The sequence below is a fragment of the Butyrivibrio sp. LB2008 genome (assembly GCF_000621565.1).
In the GTDB taxonomy this organism is placed as follows: domain Bacteria; phylum Bacillota; class Clostridia; order Lachnospirales; family Lachnospiraceae; genus Butyrivibrio.
Window position 1 is genome coordinate 70771 of record NZ_KK211308.1, and the last position, 20958, is coordinate 91728.

At 40.3% G+C, this 20958-nt stretch carries 20 protein-coding genes and 1 tRNA gene; 3 read left to right on the forward strand and 18 right to left on the reverse strand.

Features of this window, described 5'->3' with window-relative positions; all coding sequences use genetic code 11:
- Positions 1-52: 52 nt before the first annotated feature.
- From yfbR to lepA, 4 genes are all read right to left on the reverse strand, one after another.
- Positions 53-646, reverse strand: coding sequence for a 5'-deoxynucleotidase (gene yfbR / locus T356_RS0116730; RefSeq protein ID WP_026515494.1), 594 nt, complete (start codon positions 644-646; stop codon positions 53-55).
- Positions 647-724: 78 nt separating this feature from the next.
- Positions 725-1471, reverse strand: coding sequence for a hypothetical protein (locus T356_RS0116735; protein WP_026515495.1), 747 nt, complete (start codon positions 1469-1471; stop codon positions 725-727).
- A gap of 49 nt (positions 1472-1520) precedes the next feature.
- Positions 1521-2678: a radical SAM family heme chaperone HemW gene (hemW, locus tag T356_RS0116740; RefSeq protein ID WP_026515496.1), complete on the reverse strand. Its 1158-nt coding sequence runs from the start codon at positions 2676-2678 to the stop codon at positions 1521-1523.
- 13 nt (positions 2679-2691) lie between these two features.
- Positions 2692-4518, reverse strand: coding sequence for a translation elongation factor 4 (gene lepA / locus T356_RS0116745; RefSeq protein WP_035781545.1), 1827 nt, complete (start codon positions 4516-4518; stop codon positions 2692-2694).
- Positions 4519-4690: 172 nt separating this feature from the next.
- On the opposite strand from lepA, the gene rpsT reads away from it, so the two are divergent.
- A complete protein-coding gene (rpsT, locus tag T356_RS0116750) occupies positions 4691-4954 on the forward strand; it encodes a 30S ribosomal protein S20 (protein ID WP_026515498.1) in 264 nt (87 codons plus the stop codon).
- A gap of 125 nt (positions 4955-5079) precedes the next feature.
- Here the strand turns inward: rpsT and T356_RS0116755 are convergent, their stop codons facing one another.
- The 4 genes from T356_RS0116755 to T356_RS0116770 all read right to left on the reverse strand — a co-directional run bounded on the left by T356_RS0116755 (position 5080) and on the right by T356_RS0116770 (position 10550).
- The gene (locus T356_RS0116755) at positions 5080-5991 is read right to left on the reverse strand and encodes a putative ABC transporter permease (protein ID WP_026515499.1); all 912 of its coding nucleotides are present in this window, start codon (positions 5989-5991) and stop codon (positions 5080-5082) included.
- Positions 5992-6021: 30 nt separating this feature from the next.
- A complete protein-coding gene (locus T356_RS0116760) occupies positions 6022-6963 on the reverse strand; it encodes a TIGR03943 family putative permease subunit (RefSeq protein WP_026515500.1) in 942 nt (313 codons plus the stop codon).
- 14 nt (positions 6964-6977) lie between these two features.
- Positions 6978-8321: a CobW family GTP-binding protein gene (locus tag T356_RS0116765; RefSeq protein ID WP_026515501.1), complete on the reverse strand. Its 1344-nt coding sequence runs from the start codon at positions 8319-8321 to the stop codon at positions 6978-6980.
- A gap of 123 nt (positions 8322-8444) precedes the next feature.
- Positions 8445-10550, reverse strand: a complete 2106-nt coding sequence (locus T356_RS0116770) for a hypothetical protein (RefSeq protein WP_026515502.1) — start codon at positions 10548-10550, stop codon at positions 8445-8447.
- 283 nt (positions 10551-10833) lie between these two features.
- Here T356_RS0116770 and T356_RS0116775 point away from each other — a divergent pair, with 283 nt between their 5' ends.
- On the forward strand, positions 10834-11220 hold the full coding sequence (locus tag T356_RS0116775) for a NusG domain II-containing protein (RefSeq protein ID WP_026515503.1): 387 nt from the start codon (positions 10834-10836) through the stop codon (positions 11218-11220).
- 8 nt (positions 11221-11228) lie between these two features.
- Positions 11229-11762 carry a Gx transporter family protein gene (locus T356_RS19890; protein WP_051563521.1) on the forward strand — a complete coding sequence of 178 codons (534 nt, stop codon included), beginning with the start codon at positions 11229-11231 and terminating at the stop codon, positions 11760-11762.
- 40 nt (positions 11763-11802) lie between these two features.
- On the opposite strand, the gene gdhA is transcribed toward T356_RS19890, so the two are convergent.
- From gdhA to T356_RS0116830, 10 genes are all read right to left on the reverse strand, one after another.
- On the reverse strand, positions 11803-13137 hold the full coding sequence (gene gdhA / locus T356_RS0116785; protein ID WP_026515504.1) for an NADP-specific glutamate dehydrogenase: 1335 nt from the start codon (positions 13135-13137) through the stop codon (positions 11803-11805).
- Between the two features lie 286 nt (positions 13138-13423).
- Complete coding sequence (locus T356_RS20655; protein ID WP_026515505.1) at positions 13424-14845, reverse strand: cell wall hydrolase; 1422 nt, start codon at positions 14843-14845, stop codon at positions 13424-13426.
- A gap of 44 nt (positions 14846-14889) precedes the next feature.
- The gene (locus tag T356_RS19900; RefSeq protein WP_081777901.1) at positions 14890-15939 is read right to left on the reverse strand and encodes a Gfo/Idh/MocA family protein; all 1050 of its coding nucleotides are present in this window, start codon (positions 15937-15939) and stop codon (positions 14890-14892) included.
- A gap of 18 nt (positions 15940-15957) precedes the next feature.
- Complete coding sequence (locus T356_RS0116800) at positions 15958-17340, reverse strand: SH3 domain-containing protein (RefSeq protein ID WP_026515506.1); 1383 nt, start codon at positions 17338-17340, stop codon at positions 15958-15960.
- Between the two features lie 54 nt (positions 17341-17394).
- Positions 17395-17466: transfer RNA gene (locus T356_RS0116805), tRNA-Arg, on the reverse strand.
- A 202-nt stretch (positions 17467-17668) separates the two neighbouring features.
- Entirely contained in the window at positions 17669-18298 is a 630-nt protein-coding gene (locus T356_RS0116810) for a DUF5688 family protein (protein WP_026515507.1), read from the reverse strand.
- A gap of 277 nt (positions 18299-18575) precedes the next feature.
- The gene (gene efp, locus T356_RS0116815) at positions 18576-19133 is read right to left on the reverse strand and encodes an elongation factor P (protein WP_026515508.1); all 558 of its coding nucleotides are present in this window, start codon (positions 19131-19133) and stop codon (positions 18576-18578) included.
- A gap of 65 nt (positions 19134-19198) precedes the next feature.
- Positions 19199-19768: a hypothetical protein gene (locus T356_RS0116820; RefSeq protein ID WP_026515509.1), complete on the reverse strand. Its 570-nt coding sequence runs from the start codon at positions 19766-19768 to the stop codon at positions 19199-19201.
- Between the two features lie 17 nt (positions 19769-19785).
- Positions 19786-20406: a L,D-transpeptidase gene (locus T356_RS0116825; protein WP_026515510.1), complete on the reverse strand. Its 621-nt coding sequence runs from the start codon at positions 20404-20406 to the stop codon at positions 19786-19788.
- Positions 20407-20511: 105 nt separating this feature from the next.
- The gene (locus T356_RS0116830; protein WP_026515511.1) at positions 20512-20940 is read right to left on the reverse strand and encodes a type II 3-dehydroquinate dehydratase; all 429 of its coding nucleotides are present in this window, start codon (positions 20938-20940) and stop codon (positions 20512-20514) included.
- Positions 20941-20958 lie beyond the last annotated feature (18 nt).

Sequence of the window (20958 nt, forward strand, 5' to 3'; positions counted from 1 at the left end):
ATTTATACTCTAATTATCGCGCTATTGCGCGTAAAAATCAATAAATAAAAGCTTATGTTAATTCATCTAAAGTATTGCCGTAAGACGAAAGAAACTCATTTACAAAATCAAGTACCTCGGGGCATTCCATATACAAGCTCCTTACTGCCTTCTCAGTACTCTCTTTGGCCGTTCTGAACTCATTGTTTCCGGCACTCGTCTCTGCCATACACTTAATAAGTGCCGAAAGTTTATCGGCAGCTTTAACTAGTTTTCTCATATAGCGCTCATCTTCACTGTCTTCAGCCTTAAACACCTCTTCAAAAGCAGGTCTGAGGTCATCGGGAAGTTTCTCAAGCAGCTTATCGTCTGCAATTGCCTCCACCTGCTTATATGCTTCTTTTAATTCCTTATTGTAATATTTTACGGGAGTCGGCATATCTCCTGTGATAATCTCGGACGCATCGTGATAAAGCCCCACAAGAGCAGCTTTATTGGCATCAAGATGTCTTCCGTATCTTGTATTACCTATAACACAAAGAGCATGGGCTATCATGGCAACTTCCATGCAGTGTTCACACAGATTCTCCTGCCTTGTATTTCTCATAAGTGCCCATCTGTCGATGTATTTCATTCTTGAAATAAGTGCAAAAAAATTATAATTCATCGTTTGACCCCCAATATACATCTAAGTTTTTATAACAATCCGGGTGCCAAAAAAACATTTGACACCCGGATGATAATCTTAATTCGTAGTAATTTCTATCTTGACCGTTCCATGCTGTGCATCAAAGAGCATCTTAGCCTTTTCCTTGTCAGATTCGCTTTTTGCTGCCGGCATATATGATATCTCAAGTCTTGAATCGCCGTCAAAATTAGGGAAAGCATCAAGAGTTGCGATACACTCGTCCGTATACCACATAAACGCAGTATTATCATCAGTCTTAACGTCAGGTTCTCCGTAATAATTTATAAATAATTCCTTGTATTTCGCAAGTCTGTCTGCCCCGTTATCATCATGTAAAGTAACATACATAAGTCCTCCATCATCCGAGTAAAAGAGATTAACCATAGAAAAATCTTCTTCTCCCTTGCAATCCGAGTAAACAAGCATATCGCCGTTTGATTGGCTAAGAACGCTACTCATGTTAGATTTCTCACCATCTGTAAATCCAAGATCTTTTACAGAAATATTTTTTGAAGTATTCCAATTTGCGTCAATAAACAAAAAGGGATAATCGGAATTAGCCTTCTCAGGTCTTTCTGCTTTGATTTCCTCTACAGATGCTTCAGCAACCGATTCGTCCACTGATACTTCAACAGGTGCTTCAACCACTACTTCACTTGAAGCCTCAATTGCAGCCTCTACTGTGTTATCAATTGATATCTCCTGTGAGCTCCCGTTTCCCGCAAGCTCCTTTGATGCACCGGGTGTGCATCCTGTCAAAACTGCAGCAAAAAGAACAGCCGCAATCAACTCTTTCCTTTTCATAATGTTCTCCTTTTATAACTTTCTTAATGTTTTTATTCAATAGGAATTTCTATTGAATAATAAAATCCGCCATCACCGTATTGCTCACATCCAGCCCTTTGGTTGTAAGGCAAAGATGCTCATGGCCTGTTTTTTCTTCTACAAAACGTCGCAGTAATCCCCATTCTGCGTACTTACAAATTACTTCAGAATAAACTTCTTCTATTTTTTTACCAAAAAGAGTTTCAAATTCGACAAGGTCAACGCCTGTCGTAAGGCGAAGTCCCAAGAACATAAACTCTTCCATACGATCTTCAAGTGTCAGTTTCTCAACATTCTCTCTTACTCCGGCATAAGAACCTTTTGCCAAAAAGCAAGATATGTAATCATCTGTATTTCTCTTGTTGGTCCACCTTACATCATCCACCATTGAGGCCGCTCCAAGTCCCAATCCTAGGTAATTTCCTCTTTTCCAATAGACTTTGTTGTGCTCACACTCAAATCCGTCCCTGGCATAATTAGATATCTCATACCTGTGATATCCAAAGTCCTGCAAAATCTCAGCCGTTTTGTGGTACATTTCCCTGTCCTCTTCCTCACCCGGAAGATCCAGGTCCATGTCATAAAAAGGTGTTCCCTCCTCCACAATAAGGCTGTAAGCCGATATATGCTCCGGTTCAAGCGAAACTGCTTTCTTGACGGTACTTAAATACGACTTAAGGCTCTGCCCGGGAAGCGCGCTCATGATATCAAGATTTATATTGGTAAAACCTGCATTTCTCGCATCTTCGTAGGTCTTTTGCGCCGTCGCGCAGTCATGTATCCTGCCGATTCTTTTAAGCTCATCGTCGTTAAAAGACTGCACGCCCATGCTGAGCCTGTTGAAACCAGCTTCTTTATATCTTTTCATCTTGTCAAAAGAAGCTGTTCCCGGGTTTAGTTCAATACTTATCTCCGCGTCACCGGCAAGATTGTAATTATCTCTTATATCCGATAAAATGCCGCAGATATAGTTCTCATTTGGAAAAGAAGGTGTCCCTCCACCGAAGAACACCGTTTTAACCATGCTGTCACTATAATCTTCTGCGCTTCTTATGATTTCCTGCGAAAGTGCTTCAAAATATGCCTTCATGACATCTTCATTTGCACTGAATGACAAAAAGTCACAGTACAGGCACTTCCGCACACAAAAAGGTATATGTACGTATAAAGAAAGATCTTTATTCATCTATACCGCCTTATCAGTCTGTGCTGTCAAGTTTAAGCACACTGAGGAATGCTGCCTGCGGAACTTCAACGTTACCGATCTGACGCATTTTCTTTTTACCCTCTTTCTGTTTCTCAAGAAGTTTCTTCTTACGGGATATATCACCACCGTAGCACTTTGCAAGGACATCTTTTCTGTAAGCTTTTACCGTCTCTCTTGCGATAATCTTACCGCCAACGGCTGCCTGAATAGGCACTTCGAAAAGGTGTCTCGGAATCTCTTCCTTGAGCTTCTCACACATCTTGCGTCCGCGCTCGTAAGCACCGTCTTTGTGTACGATAAATGAGAGAGCATCGACCTCTTCTCTGTTGATGAGAATATCAAGCTTAACAAGATCGGATCTCTCATATCCCTTGAGCTCATAGTCAAACGAAGCATAACCTCTTGATCTTGACTTAAGTGCATCAAAGAAATCATAGATTATCTCATTGAGTGGAAGCTCATATTTGAGTATTGCTCTTGTCTGCTCGATATAATCGGTACTTATGTATTTGCCTCGTCTCTCCTGACAAAGCTGCATGATAGCACCGACATAATCGGTAGTCACCATGATCTCGCCGTTAACCATAGGTTCTTCCATATATTCGATCTCTGTAGGATCGGGAAGGTTGGAAGGATTGGTAAGATCAAAGACTGTTCCGTCATTCTTATGTACCTTATAAACAACGCCGGGAGCTGTTGTCACAAGGTTAAGGTCATACTCTCTCTCAAGTCTCTCCTGAATAACTTCAAGGTGCAAAAGTCCCAAAAATCCCGCTCTGAATCCAAATCCGAGAGCTTGTGATGTCTCGGGCTCATAGAAAAGCGATGCATCGTTGAGCTGCAATTTTTCCAGAGCGTCTCTAAGGTCTGAGTAGTGCGCTGAATCTGCGGGGTAAAGTCCGCAATAAACCATAGGCATAACCTTCTTGTATCCGGGAAGTGCCTCTGCGCAAGGTTTTGTAGAATCAGTTACTGTATCGCCGACTCTTGTATCCTGAATATTCTTAATGGATGCCGTGAAATATCCGACATCGCCCGCTGTAAGTTCGTCGTTCGGAATAAATCTTCCGGGTCCGAAATAGCCCACCTCAACGACATCAGATTCTGCACCTGTAGCCATAAAGCGAACTTTCATCCCCTTCTTGAGAACACCGTCTCTTACTCTTACAAATACAATAACTCCTCTGTAAGAATCATAGATGCTGTCAAATATCAAAGCTGTAAGAGGTTTGTCTGCGTCTCCCGTAGGAGCTGGGATCTTATTTACTACCGCCTCAAGAACTTCCTCAATTCCTATTCCGTTCTTCGCGGAAATAAGAGGTGCGTCCTGAGCTTCTATGCCTATAACATCCTCTATCTCGTCCTTTACTTCCTGCGGCTGTGCGCTGGGAAGATCTATCTTATTGATAACCGGAAAAACATCGAGATCATGATCAAGTGCCATATACACATTTGCAAGAGTCTGCGCCTCAACACCCTGTGTGGCGTCTACTACAAGAATAGCTCCGTCACATGCGGCAAGGCTTCGCGAAACCTCGTATCCAAAGTCAACATGACCGGGAGTATCTATCATATTGAAAGTATACTCCTCTCCGTCCTTGGCCTTATAGATCATTCTGACAGCCTGTGACTTTATGGTAATTCCTCTTTCTCTCTCAATATCCATATTGTCGAGAACCTGATTCTGCATCTCTCTGCTTGTGAGAACACCCGTCTTCTCAATCATCCTGTCTGCAAGAGTAGATTTACCATGATCGATATGTGCAACTATACAAAAATTTCTTATTTTACTCTGGTCCACAAAACTACCTCTATTCATCATCTAATTTCCATACATCACCATATGATACCATGATAAAAGCCAAAAATCTATTGACAGTTTCTTGAAATTCATCTAATATATTTACCGTATGTAGCATTAACTGTCCGTGTCCGGCTTAATGCGCACACGAACTTACAAATAATAATCATATTATTTTTCGGAGGTAACTATGGCAAATATTAAATCCGCCAAGAAAAGAGTTTTAGTTAATAAGAAAAAAGCAGAAAGAAATCAGATGATCAAGTCAGCAGTTAAGACTGAGATCAAGAAAGTTAGAACTGCTATCGAGGCAGGTAACAAGGATGAGGCTGCTAAGGCTCTTCTCGCTGCTACATCTGCAATCGATAAGGCTGAGTCAAAGGGCGTTTTCAAGAAGAACACAGCTTCAAGAAAAGTTTCTCGTCTTGCTCAGGCCGTAAACAAAATGGCTTAATAAATTTTAAATGTGTATATAATAAAACCTCATGTCTTCTCACCGACATGAGGTTTTTTATTTATTTGATAGGAAATCAAATAAATAACTCTTTGTTCATCTTTGTTCATCTTTTTCAATCTTTATTATTTCTTACGTATGCTTGAAACTTTCTCTTTTATTTCTTCCAGACTGATCTTGAACTTCTCAGATACCATGCTGGGATTTCCCATGATAGTTCTTTCTCTGTACCACTCAAAAAATCCCTTTATAGGCTCCGGTGTAAGTTTAGACATAAGAATGCGATACTTTGCATAAAGTTCAGATATTTCATCCTTCACATCACTTACATATCCTGAAGGATTTACATTTATCTTCTCTCTTATCTTTTTGAATGAACTCTCAAGTGTTGCACTGAGCGCATCCACTCTTGTTTCTATTCCGCCTTTAACATTCTCACTCTTAGACGTAACAAGCGCATCCAGTCTCTTCTGCATCTTTCTCATCTCGTCCTTGGCTTTCTCCATATAGATGAGAACATCTCTAAGATCGAGAGCCGTTTTAAATGCGATCATAAAATCACCGCCTATGCAGAAAGTGATCACAAGAGTAATAATAGAAAGCGCATGGTAAGGAATAGAGCAAACAATATACTCTATGGGAATCTGCAAAAAATGAGAAAACAGGACCGTCAAGACTCCCCAAAAAAGTGTGGATTCAAGACAGATATGCCCTTTAAAATTCAGCGGCTTATGGGAATAATCCCAATATCTCACCTTAAACAACGCTTCCATGGTAACTCCGGTAATATACTCAAGAAGCGTCGCGCCTATACACCCGGCCAGATATACCAAAAGTATATTGCCGTAAAAAGGCTTTGACACCACCAGCATCATTACTCCGCCGCATCCGTATAATGGCAAAAAGGGGCCTCTCATAAAGCCCCTGTTAACCGGTTTTTTCTCTAAAATTGAAACATATGCAGATTCGAAACACCATCCAAAAAAGCTGTAAAAATAAAACAGAAATAACCACTGTATAGGAAGATATTCGAACATTATAAACTCCTGATAATAACAAAAAATGATTTATTGCTGAGGATTGGAGAAATCAATCACAGGATATTCCGGAGCGTCGGTCTTTTCTATTGAAATAGCTTCAAGAACCGGTCCTTCTCCATTGTACTCAGGCACAAATTTTCTGGTAACCTTTGCAGTCACAAGTATCCATTCCTTCTCTGTAAGAGAATCCACCTTGTCATATTCGCAGGCAAATCCAAGGAACTGCATATCCTCGGCACAGCAAGTCATCGCCATCCTTCCGGGAACAAATCTGTTCTTCGGAAAATCCGGCGGAATAAGCACCATAGCTTTGAACTTTATATTTTTACCTTCATACCTGTCAACATGCTCAAGCGCATCAAGGTAGAACATGCCATACCCGAAATTATTAAGCTCAATGGGATCGGCATTAAGATCAAACGGAAGATCCTCATCAAGTGTAACATCCACCTCGCCGTTCATATCTTCAAAGATAATATCAGCCATCTGATTTATTGCTTTGACATTTCTCTTAAATGAAGCGAGATCTTCTATTCCGTCGCATCTGTTAAACAGGATAAGATCTGATCCGCGCAGCTGCTCTGCCAAAAGAGACTTCATATTATTGAAATATAATTCAAAATTTGAAGCATCTATAACAGTAATCTGCTGCTCACGCTTCCACATAATAGGAAGCTTCATATTCTTAAAGTTCCACATTCCGTTATATTCTATAAGAATACGTTCCGGATTGTGCTTGGCATCAAGTTTTATAAGATTGTCCGGAGTAAAGTCTTCTTCATCTTCTATCTTCTCAATAACAGTATTGGTTGATTTAAGAAGTTTCTCCTCATAATCATTCTCGCCCTCTTCACAGACAATAAGAAGTGTCTTACCGCTTGTCCTGAAATAAGGCTGAGCTATTGTATAGCGGAAGAAATCAGTTTTTCCGCTGTCCAGAAATCCATTGATAATATATACCGGTTTCAATTTATTTCTCCTTATCAAAGCTTACGAAAAAGCTGTTCAAGCTTATCCTCATCAAGTCCGGATCCTATAACGCAGATCTTTCCTGTAACATCAGCAGCACCTGCTCTTACGTCAGCTTCACCGGGAACATAATCAAATTCAATCCATGTACCATCCGTTGCAGGAACAACGCCCTTAGAACGAAGTACAATTCCGTAATCGGAGTCTTCATCAAGCTTCTCAAGCATCTCTGTAATTTCTTCAGCTGTGTACTTAACGGGAGTTTCCATTCCCCAGCTTGTGAATACATCATGAGCCGCATGGTCATGTCCATGACCGTGACAGCAGCAGTGATCGTGTTCTTCTTCATCTTCATCGTGATGATGATGGCAACAATGCTCATGCTCCTCTTCGTCCTCATCATGATGATAGTGGCAGCAATGTCCATGCTCCTCTTCATCTTCATCATGATGATGATGGCAGCAATGCTCGTGCTCGTCTTCATCTTCATCTTCATCGTGATGATGGTGGCAGCAATGTCCATGCTCTTCTTCATCTTCGTCATGATGATGGTGGCAGCAATGCTCATGCTCCTCTTCATCTTCGTCATGATGATGGTGACAGCAATGCTCATGCTCCTCTTCATCTTCATCATCGTGATGAGATCTGTATACTACGGTACCATCCTCATTTACCTCTTTGTGGCTTCCATGATGATGGTGGTGATGATGCTCATGTGCTTCTTCCATTACAAGTTTAAGAAGTTCCGCCTCAAGATCACTGTTTCCTTCAAATGTATCAAGGATTTCTTTTCCTGTGATCTGATCTAGAGGAGTTGTTATAATGGTTGCTTTCTCATTATGGCTGCGAATAAGCTTAACAGCCTCCTCAATCTTCTTCTGATCTGCCTTATCCGTTCTTGAAAGAATAACTGTTCCGGCATTTTCAATCTGATTGATAAAGAACTCGCCAAAGTTCTTTATGTAAACCTTAGCCTTGGATACATCAACAACGGTAACCGCACTGTTAAGTTCCATATTATCGTCTGTATCTGCAATGTTCTGAATTGCTCTCATTACATCTGAAAGCTTACCAACTCCCGAAGGCTCGATAAGAATTCTCTCGGGAGCATATGTGTCCATAACTTCTTTAAGAGATGTCTCAAAATCTCCTACAAGTGAGCAGCAGATACAACCTGAATTCATCTCTGTGATCTCTATTCCTGATTCCTTCAAAAAGCCGCCATCGATACCAATTTCACCAAACTCGTTCTCAATAAGAACTACCTTGGTTCCGTTAAGCGCTTCCTTAAGAAGTTTCTTTATAAGGGTGGTCTTTCCGGCACCCAGAAAACCTGATATTATATCAATCTTTGTCATTTGTACTCCATTCCGCACATGTTAGTCTGTGCTACATCTACTACAACAAAGTATATTCTATTAACAGAGTATCAAAATGTCAAGGAATCGCACAGCGTTGCTGATGCCTGGTGCAAACTGCCTCTATTCGTTATTTTCTTCTTTTTCTTCAATATCTTCACCGGCGATTACCTCTTCCTCACCTTCATCTGCGGATTCATCTTCCGAACAATTTTTATCAATAATATCCGTGGTAATTTCAGCAGTTTCATCTGTCTTATCTTTTTCAGATTCTTCGGTATTCTCTTCAACCTTTGTTACAATCTCAGCGTTGCTCTCAGAGCCTTCTTTAGGAGTATTATGCCCATCTGTGCCCGTCTCATTTTCATCTTCTTTTTCATTAACACTTTCCGATGTATCCGGAAAACTCTCCTCCGTATCATCCGACGCCGGCTCCTCATAGCCTTTTATGGCATCAAGGCTTCTCTCAATTCTCTCCTCGTCAAAATCAATACTCTCAAACGGCATCATCATTGCCCTCGTTGATATGCTCTGCATAGCAAGCCCCTTCGATGTGTTTATCGCAGGAATGCTTGAATTGTACTGAGCATTTCTTCCTTTAAATTTGATATAAGCAGAAACAACCTGACCATGCACATATCCGCAGGAAGGAGCATAATATTCTATGTAATTCTCATTTTTGCCGCAAACCATTACTCTCTTGGTAATGATATCCAAAAGTTTTCCGTTTCTTTCTCTTACTTCCTCGATAGAATCAACCGTTTCATCATGATATGGATCGGTATTATTATATCTTGCTCCGCAATGCGAACATTCATAAGCAAATACAGGCGTTCCATCCGAATAGTCCTTTACATGACATATATTCCTCGTACTTTTTTTCGTCTTTATAACATACTTATTCTGTGTGGCATAGCAGCTGTCACTGTGCCTGTGATATACAGGAGTTCCATAACATCCGCCTTTTCTTGAAGGAGAAACATAAGCATCACCGCATACCTGTCCGTGTCCGTCTTTATGATAGTGATAATCATATTCAATGCTGGCTGCGGTATCACCCGAATCAACAACTACCTTTGAAGGTATTTTTTCTATAGCCCTTGCAATTTCTGTAAATGTGGCATCCTCGCTTATCTTTACACCCTTAGTGAGCAATGCGGATGCCAAAAGCTTTTTTCCATTACTCACACGCTGAAAAACCTGATCAAGTTTAGTATTTATTCCTGTAGTTTTTTCATCGATATATCCCTTTAATCCGGCCATATCAGCAACTATCTCGGTATTGATATTCTCGATCTTTTCATTTAACTTATCTCCTCTGACCTGACTCTCGGAGTTATAATTCTCTATCTTCTTATTTATCTCATCGCCTCTTGTCTTACTTTCCGAGTTGAAATTTTCTATCTTCTCATTGATACGGTCACCCATCGCTTTATTCTCGGAATTATAATCATCAATCTTCTCATCAATTCTGTCTCCAAGCGATTTGCTGAGTGATTCAAACTCATTTTTCAGATCGGAAACCGACTCAATATTTCTTTTTTCAAGCTCTTCATCGAATTTGGCAAGCTTATCAAAAAGTTCTGAATACCTTGCCGATGTATCATTTGTTATCTTGTCATCTCCGTCTTTAACCTCTCTTCTGATCTCTTTATCAAGATCATCCATGAGTTCCTTATTATGCTTCTTCAAATTCTCATACTCAACTTGAATATTCGAAAGCTCTTTGTTTATCGCATCAAACTCTTTCGCCGCCTTGTCGCGTGTCTCCCCGTTTCCGCTTTCTATGAGTTCTTTTAAGCTCTCGATTCTGCTCTCTGTACTATTTACAGAAGAATGTATATTCTTAAGATTTGTCCCAAGTCCGGAAACTTTCTCATTTACATCATTCGCGTTTTTGGCATCGGAAAGCCTCTCGTTCTTTGTCTTTTCATAATATGAATCTATACCCTTCTGATTCTTAACGATCATCTCATCAAGATCCGTAAGGCAGTTATGAAGTTCATCAAGCTTTTCAGTGGTCTTCTCATTATTTTCATTTTCCGATTGTACAACCTGGTCCCTGGCACTTGCCGCCACAACAGGGGTACTCATATAAATGAGTCCTCCACACAATACAAGCGCGATCATTACAGCAACCGCTACAACAAAAGTGTCATGTCTTCTAAGTTTTCTCAAAAGCAGTTTGACAGAATTATTCTGCTTTTCCCATCTTTCTTTTAATTTCATTTCGTTCCTTTCCGTACTATTCGGACACGGAAAAGAAGCCTGATCTTACCGCACCAAACAGTAATAAATTATTATAAATAAAAGTGGAATTTGCCCGGATGAACATCCAAGCTTATGTCAGTAGAAAACCGACAGGAATTTATTATACATATAATAATCAAAATTGCAACCTGTTTTTTTCAAAATTACAACTTCTGATTTTCTGAAAAAAGGCAGGCTTCACAATTTTCGCATATTTTCTGATATACTTTAGTATGAAATTATTTCTTTTGAGAGGTTTTTAGTGAATAAAAAACTGTTCAACAAAAATGATCTTATTCTCATAATCTGTTTAGCTTTGGTTTCAGCCGTTATCCTGACCGGCATCTCTCTTTTTTCCAAAAAAGGTGCAAAAGCAGTTGTCAGTGTTGACGGAAAGGAATTAGCTTCTTTTCCCCTAAGTGAAGATAACGTCTACAATATAAGCGGCTACCACGGAGGAGAGAATATTCTCGAGATAAAAGACGGAAAGGCTCATCTTACAGACGCATCCTGCCCCGACAAACTCTGTGTCAACATGGGCTATATAAGCAAGACAGGGCAATCTATCATATGTCTTCCCAACAAAGTAGTCATTGAAATAAAAGGTAATACCGAAGAAAAAAATAACTTTGACACCATATCGGAGTAATAGAATTTATGAATATAAAGACAAAAACAAGTAAAATAGCAATATACGGCGTACTTACCGCGCTCGCAATAATACTCGGCTATGTAGAGATGCAGCTTCCCGCCTTTTTCGCCATCCCCGGAATAAAGCCCGGACTGACAAATATCGTTGTCGTTGTCGCTCTCTATTCCCTTGGTAACAAGAGCTCCCTCTTTATCAACTTCGTAAGAATCGCCATAGTTTCCATGCTTTTCGGAACTCTGATGGCCTTCCTGTTCTCAGCAGTAGGCGGCATCCTCAGCACAACAGTGATGATTATATTAAAAAAGACCGGCAAATTCAGCCCTGTCGGCGTAAGTGCTATAGGCGGAGTAACCCACAACATCGGTCAGATAATAGTTGCCATGTTCGTCACAGGCACTTCGAGCATCCTCTGGTATCTCGCAATTCTCTGGATTACCGGAACAGTAAGCGGAATCATTGTCGGGATCATCGGCGGACTGGTTTGCAAGCACATAAAACCGGCAAACACTGAAAAATCAGCATTTGCCGGATTCCGGTAAATTACTTATCTATTAAAGCTCTTATTAAAGTCTTTATTTATTAAACAATACCCTGAGCCTTCATTGCCTCTGCAACCTTAAGGAAGCCTGCGATGTTAGCACCTGCAACGTAGTTGCCTTCAAGGCCGTACTTCTTAGCAGCATCATCAATGCTGTGGAAGATGTTAACCATGATCTGCTTAAGCTTAGAATCAACCTCTTCGAATGTCCATGAAAGTCTCTCGCTGTTCTGTGACATCTCAAGAGCTGATGTAGCAACACCACCTGCATTTGATGCCTTACCGCAAACAAAGAGAACTTTGTTAGCCTGAAGATACTCAGTAGCCTCGATAGATGTAGGCATGTTAGCACCCTCACATACAGCCTGAACACCGTTAGCTACAAGCTGCTTAGCATCCTCAAGAAGAAGCTCGTTCTGTGTAGCGCAAGGAAGAGCTACATCACACTTAACTGACCATACACCCTTACCTTCGTGGTACTCAGCAGACTTTCTTGCTGCAGCATACTCTGTAAGACGTGCTCTCTTAACTTCCTTAACTTCCTTAAGAAGCTCAACATCGATTCCTTCGGGATCATAGATCCAACCTGTTGAATCTGAACATGTTACAGGCTTAGCACCAAGCTGCTGTGCCTTCTCGATAGCGTAGATAGCAACGTTACCTGCACCTGAAACTGCAACTGTCTTGCCCTTGATATCAGAGCCGTTGCACTTAAGAAGCTCCTCTGTAAGGTAAAGAAGTCCATATCCTGTAGCCTGTGTACGAGCAAGAGATCCGCCATATGTAAGACCCTTACCTGTAAGTACGCCTTCGTATACGTCTCTGATTCTCTTGTACTGACCGTACATATATCCGATCTCACGTCCGCCAACACCGATATCTCCGGCAGGAACGTCTGTATCAGCACCGATGTGTCTGTAAAGCTCTGTCATGAAGCTCTGGCAGAAAGCCATAACTTCGCGGTCTGACTTGCCCTTAGGGTCGAAGTCTGAACCACCCTTACCACCACCGATAGGAAGGCTTGTAAGAGAGTTCTTGAAAATCTGCTCGAAACCAAGGAACTTGATGATACCAAGGTTTACTGAAGGATGGAAACGAAGTCCTCCCTTGTAAGGTCCGATAGCTGAGTTAAACTGTACACGGAAACCGTTGTTAACCTGAACCTGTCCCTTATCATCTACCCAAGGTACTCTGAAGAGGATCTGTCTCTCGGGAGTTACAAGTCTCTCAAGAAGTGCATCCTTACGATACTCATCCTCGTTAGCTTCAATAACAACACGAAGTGACTCAAGCACTTCCTTTACTGCCTGGTGGAACTCAGGCTGAGCAGGGTTCTTTGCTACGACATAATCGTAAATCTCGTCTACATATGACATTTTTAGTTCTCCTTCCTGTGCCAAGGCACATAAAACATTTAATTACTGAGTAAAAAAACTCGTATTAACGTTAACCGACTCTATAAAGAGCACTATACAACAAAGAGTTATAAGCAATTCATCTAAAAATCCTATAGAAAAAGGGCGTAGGAAACCAGTGGTCTCCACGCCCCATTGCGCAAACATCATTGTCTGAATGGTATTATACGCTTTAGACTTTTAAAGTGCAATAGTCTTTATTACATTAAATCAAAAAAATCTTTCCGTTTTTTTCAAGCCGCGATATTTACTCATCATCACTATCATCGTCATCATCACTGCTATCATCCGATTCTTCGTCATTATGCTCTTCTTCATGATGTTCCTCTTCTCCGGAATTATTCTCATCATGATGTTCTTCTGCCGGAGCTTCCGCAGGTTGTTCCTGCTGCTCAGGTTCCTCAGGCGGTTTTTCTTTAACAACCCATCTGTAAAAGAATGCATGATTACCGATCATCTGATACTCTGCAATTCCATAATGATCTGCCCAGTATCTTGTCATAAAGAACAGATAATCTCCAATACGTTTTCCACTCAGAACTTCCTGCGCTGCTTTTACACATATAGCATTCGGACCTCTTTGCATTATCAGTGACACCTTACCCGAACGCCATGAAGCAAACTGCATCTGTTGCGTAATAACACCTTCTACACTATTGGGAAAAGCTGAGCTCTTAACTCTGTTCATAATAACCGAGCCAACGCCCAATTTTCCCGTATAAGTCTCTCCATCAGCTTCCGCCTGTATGGTAGCAGCAAGCATAACAAGCTCGGAATCGGAAGCAGAATAAGATCCTGATGTATCTTCCTTGGTAAGAGCAAGTCTGTTTGCAATCTGTTTAGCAAGTTCTGCCTGTGCCTTCGCGGACTGAGCATTAAGTTCCTTCATTTTCTTGTCTAATTCTTCAAGCTTTTTATCATAATCCGCAAGATTGTTTTGTTCGCTCGTCAGATTCTTATTGGTTGTCTTAAGCTGCCCGTTTACAGTATTGGTAAGCTGCGTGAGCTCATCATGCTGCTCATCGAGTACGCTCTGTATTTCATTAAGCTCAGCCTCTTTAACCTTAACCTCTTCAGTCTTTTCTTTTATGTTTTTCTGTAAGGTCTGTAACTCGGTAATCTTCCTGTTATCATAGGCAACAATGGCATTCAGATATTCAACTTTTGTCAAAAAATCATGAAAACTTCCGGCTTCTAAAAGAGTTCTCATCATCCCTCGCTCACCGCCGTTTTCATAGGATGATTTCATGCGGAGCTTAAGATTCTTATATCGCTCTTTTTCCTGTTCTTTGGCCTCCATAAGTTCATTATCCAAAGTAATAATACGTTCCGAAACTTCATCCATCTTCGCAACGTTACTAGATATTTCCTTATTTAGACCATTTAATTTGTTGGAATATTCATTGATCTGGCTCTGAAAACCCTCTTTTTGATTTTTAAGATTTTCCACATTAGACTGTGTTTTTTGTTTCTGACTCTGAAGGTTGTTTATAGCGTCCTGAGTTTCTTTGGACTGCTTCTGAAGATCAGAAATAGCCTGCTGTGTCTGCTCTTCCTGCTGACGCATTGATGCAATCGTATCATTATACTCATCAGCAATGCTATATACAGGAAGATTTGTCCACGCAAGTATAAATACAAGTGTCCCCAAAAAATACTTATTTTTCATTTTTCTTCTGCTCAACTGACTTTATTATCCCGTTTGCTTAAAGTTTATTCATAATCTTCCTCATCGGAATCATCAATATCCAAAGGTTCTTCATCATGTATCTCAATACCTTTCCATTCCCCGGGGAAAGATATATCATTACTTTTCCTGATGAAGTCCATAAAATTGAGCATCTTGATTGACTCAGAATGAGGCATATCCGGACATTCAGTTAATTTCTGTGCCATTGCCTTAACACAAGCTTCTACCTCATACTCATATCCGGTCTTCTGCCTTGGTCTTTTGTAGTAAGAAATCTCATTATGATCGGAATCGTAAACCGAGATTCCCTCAATATTGTTGATATTATCTACAATAATATAGCCCTTGCTTCCATATATAACACCGCTTCTGTCACTCACAGCAAGCGCAGACGCATTAAGAACAGCCATCTTGCCATCCTTGTATGTCAAAGTTATACTGTCATGCATGTCCATACCATTGTCATTATAGGTACATACAGAAATAATATCATCAACATCATTTCCAAATACCATTGATGCGAAATTAAGCGTATACACACCAAGATCAAGAAGCGCGCCGCCTCCCAACTCAGGCTTGGCTATTCGCTCTTTTTCCGCAACATTATATCCAAGACTTGCGGTAAGCATTGTTGGCTCACCTATAACCTCGCTTTCAAGTATCTCCTTAAGTTTCTTACGCATAGGATGGAATCTTGTCCACATTGCTTCGGAAACAAGCAAATTCTTTTCTTCAGCGTACTTAAAAATCGCTTCAGCCTGCTTTGAATTAAGCATAAAAGCCTTTTCGCACAATACATTTTTATTCGCCAAAAGAGCTAATTTAACATTATTAAAATGCTCAGAATGAGGTGTCGCAACGTAGATAAGGTCTATCTTGGGATCTTTAACCAATTCTTCGTAAGAACCATAAGCCTTCTTGATGCCAAATTTCGAAGCAAATTTGTCTGCGCTCTCCTTTGTCCTGGAGCCAACCGCATAACAAGTAACGCCTCTCATATGTTTAAGCGTTTCTGCCATTGTCCCGGCTATCCTGCCCGTCCCCATAATAGCTACCTTAACTCGTCCAAACATAGTCAGAAACCTCCAAAATTACTGGTCGATGAATTCACTCTTAATATATCCTGTCTGTCCATCATATTCAACTTTTGCCCATCCGTTGGAATACTGTTCCAGCACATTTACGGTTGAGCCTGCAAATATGTTTGTCAGGATAGCAGAGTCTGTGCCCTGTCCTTTACGAAGTCTGACTGTATCATTGACTGTCATTTTGCCTGTCTTGCTTGAATTATTCTTATCAGTTCCGGCATCTTTATTGTCTGTTTTCTCATTATTCTTATTGGCATTATTTGCTTCAACAAGCTTAGCTGCTGCATTTGCCGCTGCATCTGCAACATCCGTTTCCTCTTCAACCGTTTCGTCCTTAGGAACTGCTACTTCTTCCGAGCCGACACGTTCAAACAGATCAGTCTTTACATAAGCCTCTCCGCCGTTATATTCAATCTTACTCCAACCGTTAGGCTGTGCCTCAATTTCTTTAAATTCAGCTCCGGCATTGACCTCTTCAAGGATTTCTCCTTCTGTAGAATCGGTCTGTCTGATTCTTATTGAATCGCCCGTAGCTCTGATCGTATATACAGTCTTTGTCTCTGTCTCAGTTTCAGAAGTTTCTTCCGTTGCCGCATCACTGCTTGTTGCAGTGGAAGCATCTTCACTGGCACGTGCTGCCAATTCTCTTCCGACAGCTTCCTGAAGCTCTTTTCTCATACTTGTAAGCTCTGCTGCCAGCTTTTCATCTGAATTGATCATTTCATTGAACTGAGAAGCAATCTTATTGTTAAGATCGATTACATCAGCCTGCATACTACACTTCTTAATATATTCAAGGATCTGCGCTTCTTCTGTTTCACCATTGATATACAACTCTCCTGTTGCTTCATCGGTACAAATATAAAGCGTTTCAAGTCCCGGAATTGCTTTTTCGTAATTATAAAGCTTAACCATATTGTATACATAAGCAATGTAACTTCCTGCGATAGGTCCCTGCTTCGTGTATACCTTTATAGATTCATATCCCTCAATATATCCGGATGTCTGCTGAGCTTTGATCACTTCGGAATCAACAAGTCCTCTGTAAATACTTCTTATTACATCTTCATCACCTTCAGCTGTTGCTGTGTAATACTTATTAATAAGGTCATTTACAGCCGGATCTGTACACTCCGCCATCTGAGCATCCTGTGCATCGTTTACTTCCACAGAATTATCGTTTCCGGCCATTGCTGACTCAGCCGCTAAACGGTTAGCTTTGAACGCAATAACAAAAGTTATAAGAACTGCAATAAAAAACATTACAGGCATAAGAAAACGCTTATTATCGGCAAAAATAACCAGAATTCCATGTTTATCCCTTTTCCAGCCTGTGTTCTTACGTCCTTCCTTGTCCAGTGTGTACGTGTGTTTTTTTCGTTTCATGATCTACCCCTGCTCATTTCTTAATTGAGGAATTACTATATTACCTCTCGAAAATACACCCGACAGGAATCGAACCTGCATTAAAGGCGTCGGAGGCCTCCGTTCTATCCATTAGACTACGGGTGCATACCAAACAATAATAACATAAGGGCACTACAATGTCCAACCGAAGCGAACTTACAGGTTTTTATACCGGTCGATGTGTATGATATTCAAGATTATTTTGTTGCAAAACAATTAATCTAATTACAATAGATATTTTAACATTTTAAGAGAATAAAATAAAGTACCTTCTAAATTCAGTATTTATGCGCCTTACAGCAAATGCTTACCCGAAAACCTTGAAAATACCTGTATTCTTTTCATAAAAATAAATATTATCGCTTAAAAACTCCTCTCTGCTTAGAACTCCTGCGTTAACTTCATGCACAATTGCTTTAAGCATTTCAGCTTCATCCGGAACTCCTTTTTCAGGCACCACGATTACTTCATGAATCGACGCAGGAAGAATATACAGATTTACCCCGTATTTCTCTGAAATATCCTCCAAAACTCCCGGATACAAAATGGCACCCGCACCATAATTTTGTCCCTTATTCGTGACCACAATAAGATTATTTAATGTCTCAGGGTCGTTAATTATATCTTCACCTAAAAAATCTCCCATACCAAATGTTTTTACCGGAGTCACCTTTCCGGCACTCTTCATTAGATTTTTCCAAAGTTCTTCATAAGTTATCCCCCACATATCCAGATGAGAGTCATTTATGGTTATAAGCCCTTCGCCTATTGAATCGTTCCTGACAATACATACAGGAACCATGGCAAGGTCCTCAATCCTCCTAAAGGGAATGTTTGCAAGATACTCTTCATTATCATTTATTCCCATCAATTTAAAAGACAACTTCTTCTCAACTTTATCAAAATCACTAAAAAAACTTACATCTATATGCTTCATATTTCTTTTCCTTTCAATTCATCAGGTTATTAGAGAACAACGAGTTGCTTTGCAACTCGTTGCGCGCCGATGCGCGCAAGCTTTAGCTTGCATAATACTTCTGCGCATCGGTCGCATCCATAGCGGAGCGTTTTTTTGTTTGATAGGAATTTCCTATCAAACAAAAAAATAAGACAACAGAGATTCGCGAAAAACGCGAAAACCTATTGTCTTACATTAGTTTCTTTATAAATTTAATATGACCGTTATACGTGTCAGTTAGGTATTGTGTATCAGATTATACTCTTGAAAGATACTCGCCTGTTCTTGTATCAATCTTAATTACGTCTCCCTCGTTAACGAAGAGAGGAACTGCTACTGTAGCACCAGTCTCAACTGTTGCAGGCTTTGTAGCACCTGTTGCTGTGTCACCCTTGAATCCGGGCTCAGTCTCTGAAATAGCAAGCTCTACGAACATAGGAGGCTCAACTGCGAATACGTTTCCGTTATAAGAGTTAACCTTGCAGATCTCGTTCTCTTTAACGAACTTAAGAGAATCACCGATCTGATCGGCTGTGAGTCCGATCTGCTCATAAGTCTCTGAATCCATAAAGTTATAAATATCGCCATCCTGATAGAGATACTGCATATCCTTCTTATCGATACGAGCTGCAGGGAATTTCTCAGTGGGACGGAAAGTTGTCTCCTTAACACCACCGTTGATGATATCCTTGAGCTTAGTTCTTACGAAAGCAGCGCCTTTACCGGGCTTAACGTGCTGAAATTCAATAATCTGACATACATTGCCATCGATTTCGATGGTCATACCATTTCTGAAATCACTTGCAGAAATCATATAATAATCCTCCTAAAACTTTACATCAAACAACTAGTTTATATTAAACTATAGTATTTGATTTTTCAACTATTTTTTTCAGACGGAAGCTTGGAATCTATCAAATTTGAATCTTCCCCGTCATCACTTATATCAAAAATCGAGCTTCTGATCATATTGGTATAAAAAGGATCAATGCCCTTTGCAGAGAATTCTCTATGTGTCTGATGCGCTGATTCCGAAAAAGTATTGGCATCAATTCTGCTGTGTGCAGCGATACTGTCGGCTATCATATTGCCTATATCGAACTTGGGAAACGGAACAGATGTGTCGATGCGTCTCACATCTACAGATTTGCTCACAGCTTCCTTATTAGGGGCCGGCGCAACATCTGCCTTGGTATATGCAAAAGAATTGGTTCCGTTTATTCCCATCATGTCCGATATTTCATTAAAGGCATTTTCTTTTTCAAGGCCGGATGCACTCTTACCGGCTTCGTCCAACATAGCCTTGCTTAAGTATTTCTCAAATAATCCGCTGATGCTTGAATCTGCAGCTGTCTCAGCCTCTTTTTGCGCAAGATACTTGTTCGTATCCGATATTGAGTTTAAATACTTATTCACCGCTCCGGTGATCGCAGATATGTCAAATGCCATATGTTTTCCCTCAGTTTTTAATGAACGATAACAGCCGTACCTACATCTATCATATCATATAATGAATATGCGATGTCAGAAGGAAGATTTACACATCCGTGAGATCCGTCGGACTTATAGATATTTCCGCCAAACTTTCCTCTCCAGCTTGCATCATGAAGTCCAACATTTCCTGTGAATCTCATCCATCTGTCAACCCATACATTCCATGTAGGCCCTACGAGATACTTACCGGGAATTTTGGTTCTTACAACAAAGCTTCCTCTTGGTGTGGAATTTCCCGTATTGGGATTACCTGTTACACAAGATGATGTAAGAACTACTTCGCCGTCACGATAATATGTCATTGTCTGATTGGCAATGTCGACATCCACATATGTATCGATTGAGCAAGAAGCAACCCCCGAAGCCTCTTCCTCCGCATTCTTAAAGCGTCCCTCTTTCATGCCGTAGTTGAGATAGTGGTGATACAATTCTACCGCATTATTACCGTAAACCGCACGTACATCAGGATATGCAGCCGCATAATAATCTGCGTCAAAATCATCCGTATCACTTGCATGAGCCGGAACTGTATATATAACGCTCAAAAATAATACCGCGAAAAACATCGCACTCACTCTTATAATAGTTTTCATAGCTTACTCCTTTTAAAGAAATATTTCTTCACATATCTTAATATCTCTTTAACAATTTAACACATTATAATTATAAGTCAATCATTCGCGGTCATATTTTATAAATTATTTTTTACAAAAATCTATTGCTTCCAGATATCCGTCAAGCCCATGCCCATAAATCTGCTTATCACAAGCAGGTGCAGTAACAGACACCTTTCTGAACTCTTCTCTGGATGTTATATCCGAAATATGAACTTCTACCTTGGTAATATTCTCAAGGCTCTTTAAAGCATCATGAATAGCATAGCTGTAATGGGTATACGCTCCCGGATTTATCACGATTCCTTCAGTTCCGTCAAAATACGCTTCCTGAAGTCTGTCAATTATTGCTCCTTCATGATTTGACTGAAAAAGAATTACTTCATCATTTTCAGCTTCAGCCTTCTCTTTTATCATATTGCAGAGATAGTCGTAATCCTGATTTCCGTAGACTGCCTTCTCCCTTATCCCAAGAAAATTGAGATTTGGTCCGTTAATAACAAGTATTTTCATGATTTTATCTCCTCGCTT

Bases quoted from the DNA above. Each gene is read 5' to 3' on its own strand.
- T356_RS0116820 (WP_026515509.1), bottom strand. From the start codon at position 19,768: ATGGCATTTGACATATCTGCGATCACCGGAGCGGTGAATAAGTATTTA.
- T356_RS0116800 (WP_026515506.1), bottom strand. From the start codon at position 17,340: ATGAAACGAAAAAAACACACGTACACACTGGACAAGGAAGGACGTAAG.
- T356_RS0116825 (WP_026515510.1), bottom strand. From the start codon at position 20,406: ATGAAAACTATTATAAGAGTGAGTGCGATGTTTTTCGCGGTATTATTT.
- gdhA (WP_026515504.1), bottom strand. From the start codon at position 13,137: ATGTCATATGTAGACGAGATTTACGATTATGTCGTAGCAAAGAACCCT.
- hemW (WP_026515496.1), bottom strand. From the start codon at position 2,678: ATGAATAAAGATCTTTCTTTATACGTACATATACCTTTTTGTGTGCGG.
- yfbR (WP_026515494.1), bottom strand. From the start codon at position 646: ATGAATTATAATTTTTTTGCACTTATTTCAAGAATGAAATACATCGAC.
- T356_RS0116810 (WP_026515507.1), bottom strand. From the start codon at position 18,298: ATGAAGCATATAGATGTAAGTTTTTTTAGTGATTTTGATAAAGTTGAG.
- T356_RS0116735 (WP_026515495.1), bottom strand. From the start codon at position 1,471: ATGAAAAGGAAAGAGTTGATTGCGGCTGTTCTTTTTGCTGCAGTTTTG.
- T356_RS19900 (WP_081777901.1), bottom strand. From the start codon at position 15,939: ATGTTTGGACGAGTTAAGGTAGCTATTATGGGGACGGGCAGGATAGCC.
- T356_RS0116830 (WP_026515511.1), bottom strand. From the start codon at position 20,940: ATGAAAATACTTGTTATTAACGGACCAAATCTCAATTTTCTTGGGATA.
- T356_RS0116755 (WP_026515499.1), bottom strand. From the start codon at position 5,991: ATGTTCGAATATCTTCCTATACAGTGGTTATTTCTGTTTTATTTTTAC.
- T356_RS20655 (WP_026515505.1), bottom strand. From the start codon at position 14,845: ATGAAAAATAAGTATTTTTTGGGGACACTTGTATTTATACTTGCGTGG.
- rpsT (WP_026515498.1), top strand. From the start codon at position 4,691: ATGGCAAATATTAAATCCGCCAAGAAAAGAGTTTTAGTTAATAAGAAA.
- T356_RS19890 (WP_051563521.1), top strand. From the start codon at position 11,229: ATGAATATAAAGACAAAAACAAGTAAAATAGCAATATACGGCGTACTT.
- T356_RS0116765 (WP_026515501.1), bottom strand. From the start codon at position 8,321: ATGACAAAGATTGATATAATATCAGGTTTTCTGGGTGCCGGAAAGACC.
- T356_RS0116770 (WP_026515502.1), bottom strand. From the start codon at position 10,550: ATGAAATTAAAAGAAAGATGGGAAAAGCAGAATAATTCTGTCAAACTG.
- lepA (WP_035781545.1), bottom strand. From the start codon at position 4,518: ATGAATAGAGGTAGTTTTGTGGACCAGAGTAAAATAAGAAATTTTTGT.
- efp (WP_026515508.1), bottom strand. From the start codon at position 19,133: ATGATTTCTGCAAGTGATTTCAGAAATGGTATGACCATCGAAATCGAT.